Genomic DNA, 18,298 nt, shown 5'->3' with positions numbered 1-18,298 from the left:
AGATGTGTATAAGAGACAGGGTTGGGGGCGGGTGGCGGGGTCCGGGGCCCTGCGGCTGGCAGCGGTGCTGTCGCCACGCCCCGACGAGCGGGTGCGGACCGCGCTGTCCGACCCTCTCAGGATAGGTGTCGTCGCAGGCGGCGTGTCCGCTGCCCCGGCGGGGGTCGCGGTCGTCGCGTGACACCTTCTACCCCTTACCCCGGGGTCGGGCGGGCTACCGCGTGGGACGGGTGGGAGCGGCTTCTCGTGTTGTGGGCCCCGTCACTGCCATACTTACCAAGCCGTAGGTTACGGAACCGTAGCCAGGACCGTCCGAGTCCCCTCCCCCCACCCTCAGAGGTATGCCCCTATGCCGAGCACTCCCCGTGAGATCGACGAGACCGAGCCTCCCGGAGCGGCCGAGGCCTCGCTGCCCCCCGGCACACTGGGCGGCGACAACAAGCGGTCGACCGAGCAGTTCGCGTTGCTGGTGTTCATCGTGGTGCCGTTCGCGGCCCTGGTCGCGGCGGTGCCGCTGGCGTGGGGCCGGGGGGTGAGCTGGCTGGACGTGGGGTTGCTGGTGGCGATGTACTTCATCGGCTGTCACGGGATCACGATCGGTTTCCACCGGTATTTCACGCACGGTTCGTTCAAGGCGAAACGTCCGCTGCGGATCGCGCTGGCCGTGATGGGCTCGTTGGCGGTGGAGGGGCCCCTGGTGCGGTGGGTGGCCGATCACCGCAAACATCACCGGTTCTCGGACGCGGAGGGTGATCCGCATTCGCCGTGGCGGTTCGGGGAGAGCCTGCCGGCCCTGATGAAGGGGCTGTGGTGGGCGCACATCGCGTGGATGTTCGACGAGGAGCGGACGCCGCAGCAGAAGTACGCCCCCGATCTGATCAAGGACCCGGCCATCCGGGGCATCTCGCGCCACTTCCTCTCCTTCACGATCGTCTCGCTGGCGATTCCGCCGCTGGTCGGCGGCCTGGTGACGACGTCGTGGTGGGGTGCGGCGACAGCGTTCTTCTGGGGTTCGCTGGTGCGGGTGGCGCTGTTGCACCATGTGACCTGGTCGATCAACTCGATCTGTCACGCGGTGGGCAAGCGGCCCTTCAAGTCCCGTGACCGGTCGGGGAACGTGTGGTGGCTGGCGGTGCTGTCGTGCGGTGAGTCGTGGCACAACCTGCACCACGCGGATCCGACGAGCGCCCGGCACGGTGTGATGAAGGGACAGATCGACTCCAGCGCCCGGCTGATCCGCTGGTTCGAGAAGCTGGGCTGGGCCACGGATGTGCGGTGGCCGGATGCCGGGCGTATCGACTCCCGGCGCACGTCCGTACCGGCCGACGCGGCATGATTGACGACGTGGCGACCGACGGCAGCACGAGCAGCGAGAAGAGCAGGACCTCCCCTTCCCGACGGGCCCGGCGGGTCCGGATGACGGGTAAGGAGCGCCGCGAGCAGCTGCTGGACATCGGGCGCGCCCTGTTCGCCGACAAGGGCTTCGAGGGCACTTCGGTGGAGGAGATCGCGGCGCGTGCCGGGGTGTCCAAGCCGGTGGTGTACGAGCACTTCGGCGGCAAGGAGGGCCTGTACGCCGTGGTGGTCGACCGCGAGATGCGTCAGCTTCTGGACATGGTGACGGGGGCGCTCACGGCGGGCCATCCGCGCGAGCTGCTGGAGCAGGCTGCGTTCGCGCTGCTGGACTACATCGAGTCGTACACGGACGGTTTCCGGATCCTGGTGCGGGATTCGCCGGTGGCGCAGTCGACGGGGACGTTCGCGTCGCTGATCAGTGACATCGCCACGCAGGTGGAGGACATCCTGGGCCTGGAGTTCAAGGCCCGGGGTTTCGATCCGAAGCTGGCCCCGCTGTACGCGCAGGCGCTGGTGGGCATGGTGGCGCTGACGGGCCAGTGGTGGCTGGACGTGCGCAAGCCGAAGAAGGCCGAGGTGGCCGCCCATCTGGTGAATCTGTGCTGGCACGGGCTGGAGAACCTGGAGGCGAAGCCTCGGCTGATAGGGCACCGGAAGAACTGATCGTGTCGCCCTTCCCTGGTTCGTCACCCGTTGTGATGACGGGTGCGGATTTCCCGCCGTAGTGTGGTCGGGAGGGCAGAGGATTCGTCCATGGGAGGAACCATGACCGCCGAGCCGACCACCGCGCACAGCTCCCGCTGGCCGGTGCCCCCGCAGGACGGATACACCGTGGACGATCTGTTCACGCTGCCCGATCTCCCGCCGCACACAGAGCTGATCGACGGGAGCCTGGTTTTCGTGAGTCCGCAGCGAGACTTTCACAGCACGATGATCGATCTGCTGGTGACGGGATTGCGTAGCACAGCCCCACCGGAGGCGAAGGTCCGCCGTGAGATGACCGTGGTGCTGGACCGGCGCAATGGCCCCGAGCCGGATATCTCCGTCGTTCGGGCCGAGGCCATCACCGGACTGGATGTGACCCGGTACCAGGCCGCCGACGTCCTCCTCGCCGTAGAAGTCGTCTCCCCCGACTCCGAGGCCCGCGACCGCGAGACCAAGCCGCACAAGTACGCGACCGCCGGCATCCCGCACTTCTGGCTCGTCGAGATGACCGGCACCGACCAGCACCCCGTCGTGCGGGTGTACGAGCTGGATCCGGTGACGAAGGCGTACGCGCTGACCGGGATCCATCACGACCGGCTGAAGACGGGTGTGCCGTTCCCGGTGGACATCGACATCTCGGCGGACGCGCTCAAGGAGCTGTAGGGCCCATCGGTCACGCGTCCGGTTCCAGGAACTCCAGCCGGTTGCCGACCGGGTCGTGGGCGTGGAAGCGGCGGTGGCCGGGGAGGGCCCCGTCCCACTCGACGACGACGCCGTGGGTCTCCAGGCGGGCCGCGTACTCCACGATCCCCGTCACGCGCAGGCCCGGGTGGGCTTTCCTCGCGGGGCGGAAGTCCTCCTCGACGCCCAGGTGGAGCTGGACCGGGCCGGAGGCGAACCAGCAGCCGCCGCGGGCGGCGAGCACCGGGGGTTTCGGGATCTCGGTCATGCCGAGCGCGTCGGCGTAGAAGGTGCGCAGAGCGTCCTCGGAGCCGGGCGGGGCGGCGAGCTGTACGTGATCGACGGCGGTGAGACCGGCGCAGGCGTGCATCACTTCTCCTTACGGGCGACGGCGAAGATGCGGCGGAACGGGAACACCGTGCCGTAGGGGCCGGGCGGGTAGGCCTCGCGGAGCAGGTCGCGGTAGGCGGTGAGGAACGCGTCGCGGGCCTCGGGGTCGTCGGCCAGGACGGTGAGGACGGGGCGCAGTGCGGTGCCCTTGACCCAGTCGAGGACCGCGTCGTCGCCGCGCAGGGTCTGGAGGTAGGTGGTCTCCCAGACGTCCGCCGCGCAGCCCAGGTCCCGCAGCCGGGTGAGGTAGTCGGCGGGTTCCAGGACCGAGGCGGTGCGGTCGCCGACGCCGTGGAGCAGGGGGCGCCACCGGTCGGATTCACGGAGACCGGCCAGGAGGGTGTGGCTGGGGGCGGTGTAGTTGCCGGGGACCTGGAAGGCGAGGGTGCCGCCGGGGGCGAGGGCGTCGAGCCAGCGGGGGAAGTGTTCGGCGTGGCCGGGGATCCACTGGAGTGCGGAGGTGGAGACGATCAGGCCGTACGTCTCGGTGGGCGTCCAGGTCGCGGCGTCGGCCTCGGCGAAGTCGAGCAGGGGCGGCCGGGCGCGGGCGGCGGCTTCGGCGAGCATCTCGGGCGAGGTGTCGTAGCCGGTGATCCGGGCGGCCGGCCAGCGGTCCGCGAGGAGGGCGGTGACGTTGCCCGCGCCGCAGCCGAGGTCGGCGATGCGGGGCGCGGGGTGGCCGGGGAGGTCACCGATGCGGGCCAGGAGGTCGTGGAAGGGGCGGGTCCGGTGGTCCGCGTGACGCAGGTACTGCTGCGGGTCCCAGGAGGGCCGGTCGGGTGCGGTCATGCGGAACAGGATCACGCCACGTATCTCTTGATGTCAAGACACTTGAATTCAAGAGACTTCATGTCGAGGGACCCTCTACACTGATCGGCATGGAGGACGAGGTCGACCGACTGGTCGCTGCATGGCGCCGAGAGCGCCCCGACCTCGACGTGGAACCACTCGAGGTGCTCAGTCGCGTCTCCCGCCTGGCACGCCACCTCGACCGGGCCCGTCGCATAGCCTTCTCCGAGCACAACCTGGAGCCGTGGGAGTTCGACGTGCTGACGTCACTGCGCCGGGCCGGCTCCCCCTACCAGCTCTCCCCCGGACAGCTGCTCACCCAGACGCTGGTCACCTCGGGCACGATGACCAACCGCATCGACCGTCTGACCAAGAAGAACCTCGTCGAGCGGCTGCCCGACCCGAGCGACCGGCGCGGCGTCCTCGTCCGGCTCACGGCCGAGGGGCGCGACAAGGCCGACCAGTCGCTGGCCGGACTGCTCGACCAGGAGCGCGCCATCCTCGGCGAGCTCTCCCGCCACCAGCGCGGTGAACTGGCCGGGCTACTGCGCCAGTTGACCGCCCCGTTCGACAACATCCCCTAGGGGGTGCTCGGCGGGGCCGACCCCCGCCCGGCGGGCCAGCGCCACCGCGGCCAGGGTCGAGTGCACCCCCAGCTTGCCCAGCACGTTCTGCATATGGGTGCGCACCGTGTGCGGGGACAGGAACAGCCGCTCGGCGACCGCCTTGCGGCCCAGGCCCGCCACCATGCAGCGCAGCACCTCGCGCTCCCGGGGCGTCAGCGACTCCACCAGCCGCTCGCTCTCGGTGCGGTGCTTGCGAGCGGCGGTCAGCTCCCGCAGCACGCCGGTGAGCAGCGCGGGCGGCAGATGTGTCTCGTCGCGCAGCACGCCCCGTACCACCGCCAGCAGTCGTTGCAGCGAGCAGTCCTTGGCCACCCAGCCCGACGCCCCCGCCTGGAGCGCCCGCGCGGCGGTCCGCGGGTCGTCCTTCTCGGCGAGCACCACCGACCGTACGGCGGGCCGGCCCGAACTGACCCCGGCGACGAGGGAGATGCCGTCGAGGACGCCTGTCTCCTGCTGCTGGGGCACGGGGACGGCGTGCGCGGCACCGGTCGCCAGGGCGCCCAGCTCGGCGTCCACCAGCAGCACGTCGTAACCACGACCCTCTGCGGCAGCGCGCTCCAGCGCGCGCAGCGCGGCCGGGCCGCTGCCCGCCGCGGACACGTCCACGTCCGGTTCGGCCGCGAGGGCGGCCGCGAGCGACTCGGCGAAGATGCGGTGGTCGTCGACCACCAGAACCCGGATACGCGCCACAGAACCCCCATCGGTGGGGGCGGACAGCTGCGGGTACGGCGCCCGGAGGCCTCGGGGCGGCCCGCTGTGCTCCGGCCGCCGCCTTCGCACCGCCTGCCGCCCCGCCCCTGGGCGCCGTACCCGGCTCTCTCGCTCCCCTGAATCGGCACCGGCCCCCACCGGTGCTGAGCATCAGCGTACGGGCGGGGGCCACGAGGGGAAGGCGATTCGCCGAACTGGTTGCCCTCGGTGTTTAGGGTGTGCTTCATGTTCCGTCTTGAGACAGAAGTAGACAGAGAACGTCGCATTCTGCTGAGCGGGCGTCTGCATGAGGACAACATCGCGGCCGCGGCCGGCCTGCGCGCGCTGCTCTCCACCCCCGCCGAGCACGAAGTCCCGCTGGAGGTATGGGCGTTGGACGAGCACGGAGCCCTGGCCGGTGGGCTGACCGGGCGGACCTGGGCGTACTGGTTGCACGTCGACCTGCTCTGGGTCGACGCCCCGCACCGGGGCTCCGGCCTCGGCGCGCGCCTGCTCGCCGAGGCCGAACGGACCGCCCGCACCGAGCGCGCCTGCACCCGCTCGCGACTGGAGACCTGGGACTTCCAGGCCCCCGGCTTCTACCGCGGGCAGGGGTACGAGGAGATCGGCCGGGTCGCGGACTACCCGCCGGGCGTCACCGAGTTCATCCTGGTCAAGGACCTGTGAGCGCGGTGTGCCGGGGGGTCACCGCAGTCGGCGCGCCCCTGCCGAGGGGATGGCGTCGAAGATCCCCGGGGCCGCGTGTCCGGCCGCCGCGAACGCCTCGCTGACGGCCTTGGCCACCGTGCCGGCCGCCGCCTCCTCCACCAGGACGACCGCCGAGCCGCCGAAGCCGCCGCCGGTCATCCGCGCACCGAGCGCCCCGGCCGCGTTCGCCGCCTCGACCACCAGGTCCAACTCGGGGCAGGAGACCCGCAGATCGTCGCGGAGCGAGCGGTGGCCCTCGGTAAGGACGGGGCCCGCGACCCGGACGTCGCCCGCGTCGAGCAGGGCGATGACCTGCTCGACCCGGCGGTTGTCGCCGACGACATGGCGTACGTAGCGGATCACGGACTCGTCCGCTCCGGCGTCGGCGAGGGTGGTGAGCGCCGCGTCGAGGTTCTCGTACGGCAGGTCGCGCAGCATCGGTATGCCGAGCAGCCGGGCGCCCTCCTCGCAGCCGGCCCGGCGCTCCGCGTACGCGCCGTCGCCCAGCGCGTGCTTGACCCGGGTGTCGACGACCAGGAGCGTCAGCCCCTGGGGGGCCAGGTCGAAGGGGACCTGGCGCAGGGAGAGGTCGCGGGTGTCCAGGTGGAGTGCGTGGCCCTCGGTGCAGCAGGCCGAGGCCATCTGGTCCATGATCCCGCAGGGCACGCCGACGAAGTCGTTCTCGGCGCGGCGGCCGACGACGGCGAGTTCGGGTCCGGTGAGGCCGAGGTGGAAGAGGTCGTTCAGGGCCAGCGCGGTGACGACTTCGAGGGCGGCGGAGGAGGAGAGCCCGGCGCCCGTGGGCACGGTGGAGGTCAGCGCGATGTCCGCCCCGGTGACCGGGTGCCCGGCCTCGCGCAGCGCCCAGAGCACCCCGGCGGGGTAGGCGGCCCAGCCGTGGCCGGAGTGCGGGGCGAGTTCGTCGACGCGGAGGGAGACGACGCCGCCGGGGACGTCGGAGGAGTACAGGCGCAGGACGCCGTCGTCGCGGCGGGAGACGGCCGCGCGGGCGGTGTGCGGGAGGGCGAGCGGCATGACGAAGCCGTCGTTGAAGTCGGTGTACTCGCCGATGAGGTTCACTCGTCCGGGTGCCGCCCAGATGCCGTCGGGTTCGCCCCCGTACAGCTCGGCGAAGGTGGCGGCGGGGTCGGTCCCGGACAGCTCGGCGAAGGCGGCGGGGTCGGCCCCGTGCGCCTCGGTGGTCTCGGTCATGGGGTGGTCGTGTCCTCTCGGCGGGCGAACCGCCAGGCGTCGGCGATGATTCCGGCCAGGTCGGCGCGGGAGGGCTGCCAGCCGAGCCGCTCCACGGCGGTGGCGGCGGAGGCGACCAGGACGGCCGGGTCCCCGCCCCGGCGGGGGGCGGCGGTCTCGGGGACGGGGTGGCCGGTGACCTTGCGGACGGTCTCGATGACCTCGCGGACCGAGAAGCCGTTGCCGTTGCCGAGGTTGCAGATCAGGTGCTCGCCGGGGGCGGCGGCCCGAAGGGCCAGCAGGTGGGCGTCGGCGAGGTCGGCGACGTGGATGTAGTCGCGGACGCAGGTGCCGTCGGGGGTGGGGTAGTCGTCGCCGTACACGGAGATCGACTCGCGCTGCCCCAGCGCCACTTGGAGGACCAGCGGGATGAGGTGGGACTCGGGGGCGTGGCGTTCGCCGCACCTGCCGTACGCTCCGGCCACGTTGAAGTAGCGCAGCGATACGGCGGCCAGGCCGTGGGCGGTGGCCTCGCCGCTGATCATGTGGTCGACGGCGAGTTTGGACGCGCCGTAGGGGCTGGTGGGGGCAGTGGGGTCGGTCTCGGTGATGGGGCTGGAGACCGGTTCGCCGTAGGTGGCGGCCGTGGAGGAGAAGACGAGGGTGCGCACGCCGTGCTCGCGCATCGCGGCGAGCAGGGCGGTGGTGCCGCCCACGTTGTTGACCCAGTACTTCTCCGGATCGACGACGGACTCGCCGACCTGGGAGAAGGCGGCGAAGTGCAGGACGCCGTCGTAGGAGGGTTCCAGGTGGCGGGCGGCGTCCTGGATGCGGCCCTCGATGAACGCGGCGCCGGCCGGGACGCCCACGCGGAACCCGGTGGAGAGGTCGTCGAGGACGGTCACCGTGTGCCCGGCCTCCAGCAGGTGCTGGGCGACGACGCTCCCGACGTAACCGGCGCCGCCGGTGACCAGGTACTTCTTCGGGGGGTTGCTCACGTTCCGGGGGTTGCTCACTTGCTCGCTACCTCTCGCAGTCGCTGGGCCGCGGCTTCCGGCGGCACGTCGTTGATGAACACGCTCATGCCGGACTCGGAGCCCGCGAGGAACTTCAGCTTGCCGGAGGTCCGGCGAATGGTGAAAAGCTCCAGGTGCAGGGCGAAGTCCTCCCGTCCGGGGACCCCGAACGGCGCCTGGTGCCAGGCGGAGATGTACGGGGTCGGCGGCTCACCCGGGCCGAAGATCCGGTCGAAGCGCCTCAGGAGTTCCAGATAGACCCGGGGGAATTCCGCCCGCGCGTCCTCGTCCAGTTCCCGCAGGTCGGGGACGCGGTGGCGGGGGTGGAGGTGGACCTCGTAGGGCCAGTGCGCCGCGTACGGGACGAAGGCGGTCCAGTGCTCGGTGGCGAGGACGACGCGCGAGCCGTCCTTCTCCTCGCGGGCGACCACGTCGTCGAACAGGTTGCGGCCGGTCTCCTCGCGGTGGCGGGCGGCCGAGCGGAGCATCAGCTCGGTGCGCGGGGTGACGAAGGGATAGCCGTAGATCTGGCCGTGCGGGTGGCCGAGGGTGACACCGATCTCGGCACCGCGGTTCTCGAAGCAGAAGACCTGGGTGACCTGGTCGAGTGCGGCGAGTTCGGCGGTGCGGTCGGTCCAGGCGGCGAGGACGAGGGCCGCCTGCTCCTCGGTGAGGTCGGCGAAGGACGCGTCGTGGTCCGAGGTGAAGCAGACGACCTCGCAGCGGCCGGAGTCGCCGGCGAGGGAGGGGAAGCGGTTCTCGAAGACGGCGACGTCGTAGTCGCTGTCGGGGATCTCGCCGACGCGTCCGTCGCACGTGGGGCAGAGCGGGCAGGCGTCGGCCGGCGGGTGGTAGGTGCGGGCCTGGCGGTGCGAGGCGATGGCGACCGCGTCGCCGAGCAGCGGATCGCGGCGGATCTCGGACGAGGTCGAGACGGGGTCCAGCGGACGCTGGTCGACGGCGTCGCGGACGGTGTCGTCGGCGGAGTCGTAGTAGATCAGCTCACGGCCGTCGGCGAGGGTCGTAACCGTCTTCTTCACCAGGATCCTCCACCAGATCACTCAACATAATCGCACATAACAAATCACAAGCAAACACTCCCGTCAATAACCAAGGAGCCCGAGGAGCAGGCCGACGGGTACGGCGGCACGGTGGGCGACATACCGGGACATTCCCTCACCCTCGATCACGATCGAACAAAGAACCCCAACGAGAGTGTTCATTTCTCGAACACGGAGGCGTAGGTTCCGACGGGTTCAGTTCGCGCAACGAAGCGAGTACCCCCCATGCAGACACTGGCCGAAGGGCTCCGGCTCCCCACGAACGGGCTCGACTACGCCATCCTGGCGATCTACTTCGTCGTCGTACTCGGCATCGGCTTCGCGGCCCGTGCCAGTGTGAGGACGAGCCTCGACTTCTTCCTCTCCGGACGGTCACTGCCCGCCTGGGTGACCGGGCTCGCCTTCGTCGCGGCGAACCTCGGCGCCACCGAGATCCTCGGCATGGCGGCCACCGGCGCGCAGTACGGCGTCGCGGTGGTGCACTGGTACTGGATCGGCGCGATCCCGGCCATGGTCTTCCTCGGCCTGGTGATGATGCCGTTCTACTACCGCTCCAAGGTGCGCTCCGTGCCGGAGTTCCTGCTCCAGCGGTTCGACAGGTCGGCGCACCTGCTGAGCTCCGTGCTCTTCGCCTTCGCGGCGATCCTCATCGCGGGCGTCAACCTCTACGCCCTGTCGATCGTCGTGGAGGCGCTCCTCGGCTGGCCGCAGTGGGTCGCGATCGTCGTCGCGGGCCTGTTCGTGCTCGTCTACATCACGATCGGCGGGCTCTCCTCGGCGATCTACAACGAGGTGCTCCAGTTCTTCGTCATCCTCGCCGCGCTGATCCCCCTCACCGTCCTCGGCCTGAAGCGGGTCGGCGGCTGGGACGCCATGAGCGACTCGCTGACGAAGCAGCACGGCGGGGACTTCATGACCGCCTGGGGCGGCACCGGCATCGGTGACGCCAACCCGCTGGGCGCCAACTGGCTGACGATCATCCTGGGTCTCGGCTTCGTGCTGTCCTTCGGCTACTGGACGACGAACTTCGCCGAAGTGCAGCGCGCACTGTCCGCGAAGAACCTCTCCGCCGCCAAGCGCACCCCGCTGATCGCCGCCTTCCCGAAGATCTTCATCGTCTTCGCGGTGATGATCCCCGGCCTGGTCGCCGCCGTGATCGTGCCGAAGATCGGCACGCCCGGCTCCGACCTCACCTACAACGACGCGATCCCCCTGCTGATGCAGGAGCTGCTGCCCAACGGGGTGCTCGGCATCGCGGTGACCGGCCTGCTCGCCGCGTTCATGGCGGGCATGGCGGCCAACGTGTCCTCGTTCAACACGGTGTTCACCACCGACATCTGGCAGCGGTACGTGGTGAAGGACAAGCCCGACGCCTACTACCTGCGCTTCGGGCGGCTGATCACGGCGATCGGTGTGCTGGCCTCGATCGGCACGGCGTTCATCGCCGCCAGCTTCTCGAACATCATGAGCTACCTCCAGACGCTGTTCTCGTTCTTCAACGTGCCGATGTTCGTCGTCTTCATCATCGGCATGTTCTGGAAGCGGGCCTCGATGAAGTCCGGTGTCTGGGGCCTGGTCGCGGGCACCGCGGCCGCGATGATCAACTACTTCTGGATCTACAAGGGCGGGATCATCGACATCCCGTCCGACCAGGGCGCCAACTTCGTCTCCGCGATCGTCGGATTCGTCGCCGGGGCCGTCGTCATGGTCGCCGTCACCCTCTTCACCGCGCCGAAGCCCGAAGCGGAACTGGCCGGTCTGGTGTACGGGACCGAGTCGCCGGACCCGGACGAGGCGCTCGACGAGGCCGACAGCGCCTGGTACCGCAAGCCCGCGCTGCTCGGCTGGGGCGCGGTCGTCCTCGCCGCCGCGTGCTACATCCCGTACTCGTTCTGATCGGAGGAACTCACCATGTCCGACCTGCACAAGGAAGTCTCCGAGCTGGAGCGCAAGTCCGCGACCGCGGCCCGTCTCTTCGACATCCGGCGGATCATCGGCGGCCTGTTCGTGGTCTACGGAGTGATCGTCACCATCGCCGGCATCAGCCCGTCCGAAGCCGACCTGAAGAAGGCCGAGGGCGTCCACATCAACCTGTGGACGGGCCTCGCCATGCTGGCGCTCGGCCTGTTCTTCCTCATCTGGATGAAGCTGCGCCCGGCCGAGGCCCCGACGGCCCCGGAGACGGACCCTGCCCCGGAGCCGGAGTCCGGCGCGGGCTGACCCGCCCGCCGCCCGTCCGCGGTGCCCCGCAGGGGCCGTACGTCACCCGCGCTGTCCGGGGATGTACGGCTCCTGCGGCGTACCGCCGTGGTCCGCGGCCCTCTCCAGCAGTCCCGTACGGGCCGCGAGGGCGGCCGCCTCCAGGCGGGAGCCGACCCCGAGCTTCATCAGGACCCGCTGGACGTGGGTACGGGCGGTGCTCGGGGCGATGTCCAGGCCGGCCGCGATCACCCGGGTGCCCTCGCCCTCGGCGACCCGCACCAGCACCTCCGCCTCGCGCGGGGTGAGCATCCGCAGCAGCCGCCGCCCCTCGTCGTCGGGCTGGGCGGCCGGGTTGAGCAGTTCGGCGAAGGCCCCCCGCAGCAGCTGCGGGGCGATGGCACTCTCCCCCGCCCGCGCCTTGAGCATGGCCCGCTCGACGCCCTCGATGCGCTCGTCGTGCCGGACGTATCCCGCGGCCCCGGCGGCGAACGCCGCGGCGATCCCGCGTGGGCTGGGCACCGGGCCGAGGACCACCACCGCCACCTGCGGGCGCTCCTGGCCGATGCGCACGATCGGGTCGAAGACCCCGGGGGCGGCGGGCGATGCCGTACCGAAAAGGCAGACCTCCGGAGCCCGGCTGACCACCAGTTCCGCCGCCCCGGACGTCGGCGCCGCCGCCGCGAGCACCCGGTGCCCGCGCAGTTTCAGCGCCGAGGCGAGTGCCTCGGCGAGCAGCCGGTGATCATCGACCACCATGAGCCGCACGCCCACGGTCCTCACCCTCCAAAAGCCCCTGTACGCCCGGCCCCCCGGACTCCTGCCCCGGCAAGCTACACGCTAGTTCGACGCCGCGCGGCCCATACGTGGGAGAAGCACCCCGGAATGCCGAATTCTGGGTCGTCCGGCCCTCGTTGACCTGCGTTCAGGTCCTGTTGGCCGGCATTCCACGATCACTTCACGGGCGGAGAACGATCGGCCCCGCCGGTGAGGTGATCGACCGGCGGGGCCTGGCGCTGCGGGACGCTCCCCGGGGAGCGTGGTGATCAGTCGGTGCGGTAGGCGACGACGAGGTAGCGCTTCTCGTCGGGGTTGACGGTGCTGGGCTTGTGGGCCGACTTGGCCGCCATGAAGAACCGGCCGTCGGTGTAGAGGAGTTCGGCCGAGTCGATGGAGAACCGCTTCTCCGCCTCCCGGACGGTCTCGTCGCTCGGGTTCTCCATCAGCAGGGTCTGCTCGAAGGTCTCGCCGTCGATGGAGACGACCCGGCCGCCCTTGTCGTACGGGCCCTCCTTGTAGGCGATGATGCTGGTGCCGTCCATCCGGAGCGGGGTCAGGGTGTGGCGGTCGCCCGCGTCCGCCCGGCCGCCGAGGAGCTTTCCGGTGGTCAGGTCGAAGGCGACGACCTCGTTCGTGTCGCCGTACTCGCTGGTTCCGTCGTGCCTCTCGGTCGGCAGGTAGAGCCGGTTGTTGCCGACGGCGATGTGCTTGCACTGCTCGACATCGGTGGAGCCGCAGCGTGCCGCGTACTTGTCCGCGTCGGCGGGAATGCGGACGATCAGCTTGCCGGTCGCCGCGTCGATCGAGAAGAAGTCGGAGATGCTGCTGCCGTCGCCGGCGGTGTCGCCGACGTCGGCCGCGACCACCAGCGGCTTGGTGGAGACGATGCTCGCGTAGTCGACGCCCGCGGGCATCTGGTACGAGGACAGCGGCGCGCCGGTCGTCGGGTTCAGCGCCTGCACGGTGAGCTGCGGGCTGTCGGACGTGCCGCACCTGCGGACCACGGCGAGGGCCTCGCCTCCCGCGTAGCCACGGTCGTAGCAGCCGTCCGCGCCGACCTTCGGCTTCCAGAGCTCGGCGCCGTCGGCCAGCTTGAAGGCGGCGCCGCCCGAGGTTCCGCCCGCGGCGACCGTGGTCCCGCTGAGCGTGACCTCGTCGAAGCGGATCGGCTTGTCACCGCCGGTGGCGGAGGTGACGCTCTTGCTCCACAGGAGCTTGCCGGCGGTCAGGTCGATCGCGCCGACCTGGTTGCACGACGGGTACTTGTTCTCCTTGGTCGCCTTCGTCTCCTGGAAGACGATGGCCGCCTTGTAGTCCTTGCTCATGTGCCGGGACACGGAGCAGATCTCGCCGGCCAGCGGGAAGGACCAGAGCTTGGTGCCCTTGTCGCGGTCGTAGCCGGTGATCTCGGCGATGCCGGACTTCACGTACGCCTTGTCGGTGACCCAGGAGCCCGCGACCGTGGTGATGTCGGTGACCACCGGCTCCGGGAACTGGAAGGCGACCTTGGACTTGGTGTTGGCGGGCGCCTTCTCGTCGCCGCCGGCCAGGCCGCCCTCGCCGCCCTTGGCCTCGCCACCGGTGGCGCCGGACGAGGAGGCCTCGTCCTTGCCGCCCTTGTCGTCGCCGGTGGAGGCGTAGATGAGCCCGCCGCCGATGATCAGCACCACGGCGACGGCCGCGGCGACGATGATCTGCATCTGGGTGGAGAACTTCTTGCCGCCGTTGCCGTCCGGCTGCGGGGCCCCGTACTGCGGCTGCATCGGCTGGGTCGGGTAGCCGTAACCCTGCTGCGGCATCCCGGGCTGCCCGGGCTGTCCGGCGGGCCCCTGCGGGTAGCCGTAACCCTGCTGCGGGGCCTGGGGGTAGCCGTACCCGTTGGGCTGCGGCGCGGGCGGGGTGGGGTAGCCGCCCGCCGGCGGGGGCGGGGTGCCGTAGCCCCCGGCGAGCGTGTCCTGCGGGGCGGCGGGCTGCTGCGGCTGCTTGCCGAAGGGGTCGGCTGGCGGCGGGGTCGGCTGGCCGAACCCTCCCGGCGGCGGGTCCTGCGGAGCGCCGAACCCGCCGGAAGGCGGACCGGCGGGCGGTGCCGGGGGCGTGTCCGGAGGCTCGTTGGGCGGCTGCTGCGGTGGCTGGGGCGGCTGGGTCATGGCGTGCGTACCTCGGGAGACGAGTGGTTGTGGGGGCGCGTGGGGCCAGGAGGGGCCGGCCGCGGTCGAATGCCGGGACGGACCGTCACTTGGTGAACACCAGCATCGTCGACTGCTCCAGCTCTTCCTTGTCGTTGCTCGCGCTCACACGCTTGCTGAAGATGTAGGAGCGGCCGTCCTGGTAGAGGACCTTGGACGAGAAGAAGCCGTTCTCGATCCGGCCGGCCGACGCCGGGTGCTGGAGCAGCGTCTTGGGAGTGCCGCCGGTCGGCGGGAGGGTCACGAGCGCGCCGGCGGTGTCGTACTTCGGCCGCATGTAGAGCAGCACGTCGCCGCCCTCCATGCCCAGCGGCTTCAGAACGCGCTCGGCCGGGGCGGGCGCCTCCCACTTGGGCTTCCCGGTGTTCAGGTCGAAGGCGATGACCTTGTTCGTCCGGGCGGTGCCACTGCTGTCGTCCTCGGTCGCGATGTAGAAGGTGTTGGCGTCGGCGGCGACGCCGCTGCACCCTTCGAGATTCGTGCCGAAGACCGCGAACCTGCCCCCGCAGTCGGCGGTGAGCTTGTCGCCCTGCGCGGGAGCGAGCTGCGAGCGGAGCTTGCCGCTCTCGGTGAGCGCGGCGATGCCGTACTGCTTCTTCTCCTCGTTGTCGAACCTGACGACGAGCGGGCTGACCGAGTAGACCTTGGTGACCTCCCAGCCGCGCTTCGGCTGGTAGGTCCACTTGGCCTTGCCGGTGACCGGGTCCAGCTCCTGGACCTGGTGCTGCGGGTTCTTGACGTCGTCGGTGCGGCAGCTGGCGGCGGCGATCAGCTTCGCGCCGCCGGCGAAGGCGAAGGGCTTGCAGTTGCCCTCGGGGTTGCCGAACAGCTCCTTGCCGTCGCTGACGCGGTAGGCGTTGGCGTTGCCGGTGCGCCCCACCGTGACGGTGTCTCCGCTGATCGCGAGACCGATGTCCGACAGGAAGTCCCAGGTACCGTTCTTCTTGATCGTCTTCTTCCAGCCGGCCTCGCCGGTGTTGAGGTCGATCATCTGGAGGACGGAGCACTTGGCCCGGTCGGTGGTGCCGTCCTTCACGCCGATGACGAGCTTGCCGTCGGCGGTCGCGGTGTTCGGCGTGGCGCACACGTCGGCGGGGAGCTTCAGGGTCCACTTCTGCTTGCCGTCGGCGACGGCGTAGCCGGAGACGCCGCGGTACATGGCCTTGACGACCAGGTCGCCGGTGAACCAGGGGCCTTCGACGGACGCGCCGTTGCGCGGCAGGTCGACGTCGTTCTTCTGGAGCCAGGCGACCTTGGCCTCGCCCGGCTTGCGCCCGGCGTTGAGGTCGTCGTTCCCCTCGCGGCCGTCGCCGCTGCCGTCGCCCTCGTCGACCGTCGGCGACCCGCTGGGGGGCTTGGGGTCGGTGCTCGTGCCGGCGACGGGCTTCTTGGGGTCGTCTCCGCCGTCGCTCACGAGGAACCAGGTGCCCGCCCCAGCGACCAGGACCACGGCGAGCGCCGCCGCGACCACGATGCCGGTCTTGTTCTTGAGGAACCCGCCGCCGGAGCCCGGCCCGCCGGGGGCGGGGGCGCCGGGGTGCTGCTGCGTCGGGTAGCCGTAACCGGGCTGGGGCTGCTGACCGTACGGACCCGGAGCCTGCTGGCCGTACGGGCCCGGGGCCTGCTGACCGTAGGGGCCGGGCTGCTGGCCGTACGGGCCGGGGGCCTGCTGGCCGTACGGGCCCGGGGCCTGGCCGGGCTGCTGCGGATAGCCGTAGCCGGGCCCGGCCGGGGGCTGCTGCTGCGGATAGCCGTACGCCGGGGTGCCCGGCGGGGGCGTCTGCGGCGGGCCGGCCGGGGGCGCCGTCGGCGGGGCGGGGGGCGGTCCCTGGGGCGGCTGACCGGGCGGCGGCTGGGCCGGGCCCTGCTCTGTCTCTTATACACATCTCTGAGNATCAGAGATGTGTATAAGAGACAGGGCCGGGGGCGCCGTCGGCGGGGCGGGGGGCGGTCCCTGGGGCGGCTGACCGGGCGGCGGCTGGGCCGGGCCCTGCTGGTCCTGGGGCTGCTGAGGAGCTCCGTTCGGCGGCTCCTGCGGAGCCCCGAAGCCTCCCTGCGGCGGTTGCTGGCTGGGCGGCTGGCTCATATCAGCACGTCCCCCTTCGTGCGGTCCGGTGCCCGAATCGGTCTCCCCCGCATTCCCAAGAGGGTTGATTCCCCTCGGAAAGGAGCGAATCGGGCATGGCTTCCGCGGTGTTACGACAGTCGGGCGGGGCTTCTTTCTACCACCCGCCCGCCACCGGGCACCGGTTCGGGCCAACCCCTGTTCCCAAGGGAGAACCGCCTTGTGATGCCTCCGTTACGCCCCGGCGGGAGGTGATGGTCAGTCACCGAAGGCGATCATCGCCGGCAGGTCCGCCTCCTCCTCGTCGGTGGCCCCGGAGACATGCGTGAGCATGAGCAGCGAGCGGCCGCCGGAGTGGAGGACGAGCGGATCGGTGAAGGTGCGCTCGGTCGCCGCGGCCGACGCCGGGTGACGCAGGACCGCCCGCGGTGCGCCGCCGTCCGGCCCGAGCTCCACGATGCCGCCGCCCGCGCCCTTGGCCTTCGGGCCGGGCGGGCCGAGGTACATCAGCACCTTGCCGGCTTCGACCCGCAGCGGCATCAGGGTCTGGCCGGGAGGCGCGGGGACCTTCCACTTCTTCTTGCCGGTGTTCATGTCGAAGGCGACGACGTCGTTGGTCAGCGCCCCGTCCGTGTGCCGGTGTTTCGTGGCGGTGTAGAGCGTGTCGGCGTCGGCGGCCACGCCGACGCAGGTGTCGAGGTTCGCGCCCACGTCCCGCCGCATGCCGGTGCACCGGGCCTCGGGGACGTCGTCGCCGGGGGCGGGCCGGGAGCGGAAGGTTCCGTCGGCGTTCAGGACCGCGATCGCCCACTCGCCCTCCACCGCCCCGCCCTTGCGCAGCGAGATCACCGGCGGGTCGACGGAGTGGAAGATGTCGATCAGCCAGCCCTTCCCGGGCTTGTACGTCCACACGGTCCGGCCGGTGGCCGGGTCGATCCGCCGCACTTCCTCGACGACCCCGTCGGCCTCGGCCTCGCCGGCCGGCTGGTCGCGGCAGCCGACGGCGGCGAGCAGGACGGTTCCGCCGGCGAGACCGTACGACTGGCAGGGGCCGGGCAGCCTGTCCCACAGGTGCTTGCCGTCACTGACCCGATAGGCGTCGGTACGGCCGACGCGCCCGATCGTCAGGACGTCGCCGCTGATCGCCATGACGATGTTCGAGAGCCCGTCCTGCGTCGGCGCGCGCTCGAAGGTCGCGGACCAGCCCGCCTCGCCGGTGGCCAGATCGATCATCTGGAGCTTGTCGCAGGCCGAATCCTCCGTGGAGGTGTCGGTCATGAGCCCGATCACGATCTTCCCGTCCGCGGTCGGCAGGGTGGGCGCCGCGCAGACGTCGGAGGGCAGGCGCAGGCTCCACTTCCGCGCGCCGTCGTCGAGGGAGTAGCCGGAGGCCGTGCGGTACATGGCCTTCGCCACGACGCCGCCGGCGACCCAGGGGCCGAGGGCGGAGGCGCCGCCCCCCGGCAGGTCCACGCCGTTCCTCTGGACCCAGCGCACCTTCGCCTCGCCCTCCGCGCGGCCCTGGTTGAGCTGCTCGGCAGTCGGAGCCGGCTTCCTCGCCGGGCCCGGGTCGGCGCCGGGCTGTTCCGGGGCGGTGCTTCCCGTCGCGAGGGGCTTCTCGTCGTCGGCGCCGTCACCGCTCATCGCGAACCGGACGCCCGTCCCGATGACGAGGACCCCGGCGAGCACGGCGGCTACGAGACCCGCGACCCGGCCCCGCGAGCGTCCGCCGGAGGGCGAGGGCCCGGGCCCCGGGTGGCCGTACGGCGCCGTGGACGGCTGGCCGTACGGGCCGGGCTGCGGCTGGTGCCGGGGTGGCAGGGGTGCTCCGTACGCACCGGGCCGCGGTTCGTAC

General features: G+C 71.2%; 18 protein-coding genes. 7 read left to right on the top strand and 11 right to left on the bottom strand.

The window, feature by feature from the left end; translation table 11 throughout:
* A partial coding sequence (locus tag CR470_RS40095) for a hypothetical protein (protein WP_218923780.1) occupies positions 1-184 on the bottom strand: 184 nt, incomplete at its 3' end.
* Positions 185-349: 165 nt separating this feature from the next.
* Here CR470_RS40095 and CR470_RS24790 point away from each other — a divergent pair.
* The 3 genes from CR470_RS24790 to CR470_RS24780 all read left to right on the top strand — a co-directional run bounded on the left by CR470_RS24790 (position 350) and on the right by CR470_RS24780 (position 2,724).
* Positions 350-1,336, top strand: a complete 987-nt coding sequence (locus CR470_RS24790; protein WP_097869744.1) for an acyl-CoA desaturase — start codon at positions 350-352, stop codon at positions 1,334-1,336.
* Positions 1,333-2,019 carry a TetR/AcrR family transcriptional regulator gene (locus CR470_RS24785; protein ID WP_097869750.1) on the top strand — a complete coding sequence of 229 codons (687 nt, stop codon included), beginning with the start codon at positions 1,333-1,335 and terminating at the stop codon, positions 2,017-2,019. The genes CR470_RS24790 and CR470_RS24785 overlap by 4 nt, the downstream gene beginning before the upstream one ends.
* A gap of 102 nt (positions 2,020-2,121) precedes the next feature.
* On the top strand, positions 2,122-2,724 hold the full coding sequence (locus CR470_RS24780; RefSeq protein ID WP_097869743.1) for a Uma2 family endonuclease: 603 nt from the start codon (positions 2,122-2,124) through the stop codon (positions 2,722-2,724).
* 10 nt (positions 2,725-2,734) lie between these two features.
* Here CR470_RS24780 and CR470_RS24775 read toward each other — a convergent pair whose 3' ends face one another.
* Together CR470_RS24775 and CR470_RS24770 are read right to left on the bottom strand one after the other, a co-directional pair.
* Positions 2,735-3,112 (bottom strand): glyoxalase, encoded by a 378-nt coding sequence (locus CR470_RS24775; RefSeq protein ID WP_097869742.1) that lies wholly within the window; start codon positions 3,110-3,112, stop codon positions 2,735-2,737.
* Positions 3,112-3,921, bottom strand: a complete 810-nt coding sequence (locus tag CR470_RS24770) for a trans-aconitate 2-methyltransferase (protein WP_097869749.1) — start codon at positions 3,919-3,921, stop codon at positions 3,112-3,114. The genes CR470_RS24775 and CR470_RS24770 overlap by 1 nt, the downstream gene beginning before the upstream one ends.
* A gap of 89 nt (positions 3,922-4,010) precedes the next feature.
* Here CR470_RS24770 and CR470_RS24765 point away from each other — a divergent pair, with 89 nt between their 5' ends.
* Positions 4,011-4,505, top strand: a complete 495-nt coding sequence (locus tag CR470_RS24765) for a MarR family winged helix-turn-helix transcriptional regulator (protein ID WP_097869741.1) — start codon at positions 4,011-4,013, stop codon at positions 4,503-4,505.
* On the opposite strand, the gene CR470_RS24760 is transcribed toward CR470_RS24765, so the two are convergent.
* The gene (locus CR470_RS24760) at positions 4,464-5,237 is read right to left on the bottom strand and encodes a response regulator transcription factor (protein WP_097869740.1); all 774 of its coding nucleotides are present in this window, start codon (positions 5,235-5,237) and stop codon (positions 4,464-4,466) included. The two genes, CR470_RS24765 and CR470_RS24760, sit on opposite strands and share 42 nt — an antisense overlap.
* A gap of 246 nt (positions 5,238-5,483) precedes the next feature.
* On the opposite strand from CR470_RS24760, the gene CR470_RS24755 reads away from it, so the two are divergent.
* Positions 5,484-5,924 carry a GNAT family N-acetyltransferase gene (locus CR470_RS24755; protein WP_097869739.1) on the top strand — a complete coding sequence of 147 codons (441 nt, stop codon included), beginning with the start codon at positions 5,484-5,486 and terminating at the stop codon, positions 5,922-5,924.
* A gap of 18 nt (positions 5,925-5,942) precedes the next feature.
* Here CR470_RS24755 and galK read toward each other — a convergent pair whose 3' ends face one another.
* The 3 genes from galK to galT are packed head-to-tail and all read right to left on the bottom strand — an operon-like array spanning position 5,943 to position 9,192.
* Positions 5,943-7,157, bottom strand: coding sequence for a galactokinase (gene galK / locus CR470_RS24750; protein ID WP_257138906.1), 1,215 nt, complete (start codon positions 7,155-7,157; stop codon positions 5,943-5,945).
* Positions 7,154-8,134: a UDP-glucose 4-epimerase GalE gene (gene galE, locus CR470_RS24745; protein WP_097869747.1), complete on the bottom strand. Its 981-nt coding sequence runs from the start codon at positions 8,132-8,134 to the stop codon at positions 7,154-7,156. Before galE ends, galK begins: the two co-directional genes overlap by 4 nt.
* Before the next feature lie 14 nt (positions 8,135-8,148).
* Positions 8,149-9,192: a galactose-1-phosphate uridylyltransferase gene (gene galT / locus CR470_RS24740; RefSeq protein ID WP_097869738.1), complete on the bottom strand. Its 1,044-nt coding sequence runs from the start codon at positions 9,190-9,192 to the stop codon at positions 8,149-8,151.
* Between the two features lie 246 nt (positions 9,193-9,438).
* On the opposite strand from galT, the gene CR470_RS24735 reads away from it, so the two are divergent.
* A complete protein-coding gene (locus CR470_RS24735; protein ID WP_097869737.1) occupies positions 9,439-11,109 on the top strand; it encodes a sodium:solute symporter family protein in 1,671 nt (556 codons plus the stop codon).
* 15 nt (positions 11,110-11,124) lie between these two features.
* The gene (locus CR470_RS24730) at positions 11,125-11,433 is read left to right on the top strand and encodes a hypothetical protein (RefSeq protein ID WP_097869736.1); all 309 of its coding nucleotides are present in this window, start codon (positions 11,125-11,127) and stop codon (positions 11,431-11,433) included.
* A 42-nt stretch (positions 11,434-11,475) separates the two neighbouring features.
* Here CR470_RS24730 and CR470_RS24725 read toward each other — a convergent pair whose 3' ends face one another.
* The 4 genes from CR470_RS24725 to CR470_RS24710 all read right to left on the bottom strand — a co-directional run.
* Positions 11,476-12,186 (bottom strand): response regulator transcription factor, encoded by a 711-nt coding sequence (locus CR470_RS24725; protein WP_097869746.1) that lies wholly within the window; start codon positions 12,184-12,186, stop codon positions 11,476-11,478.
* 272 nt (positions 12,187-12,458) lie between these two features.
* Entirely contained in the window at positions 12,459-14,339 is a 1,881-nt protein-coding gene (locus tag CR470_RS24720; protein ID WP_097869735.1) for an outer membrane protein assembly factor BamB family protein, read from the bottom strand.
* Between the two features lie 85 nt (positions 14,340-14,424).
* Positions 14,425-15,792: an outer membrane protein assembly factor BamB family protein gene (locus CR470_RS24715; protein WP_373561443.1), complete on the bottom strand. Its 1,368-nt coding sequence runs from the start codon at positions 15,790-15,792 to the stop codon at positions 14,425-14,427.
* A gap of 909 nt (positions 15,793-16,701) precedes the next feature.
* Positions 16,702-18,298, bottom strand: a 1,597-nt coding sequence (locus tag CR470_RS24710) for an outer membrane protein assembly factor BamB family protein (RefSeq protein WP_257138905.1), incomplete at its 5' end; no start/stop codon positions are given.

It is taken from the genome of Streptomyces sp. rh34 (assembly GCF_002551245.1).
Lineage (GTDB): Bacteria > Actinomycetota > Actinomycetes > Streptomycetales > Streptomycetaceae > Streptomyces.
Note: the sequence above shows the minus strand (reverse complement) of the source record. Positions and strands in the feature narration are given on the sequence as shown.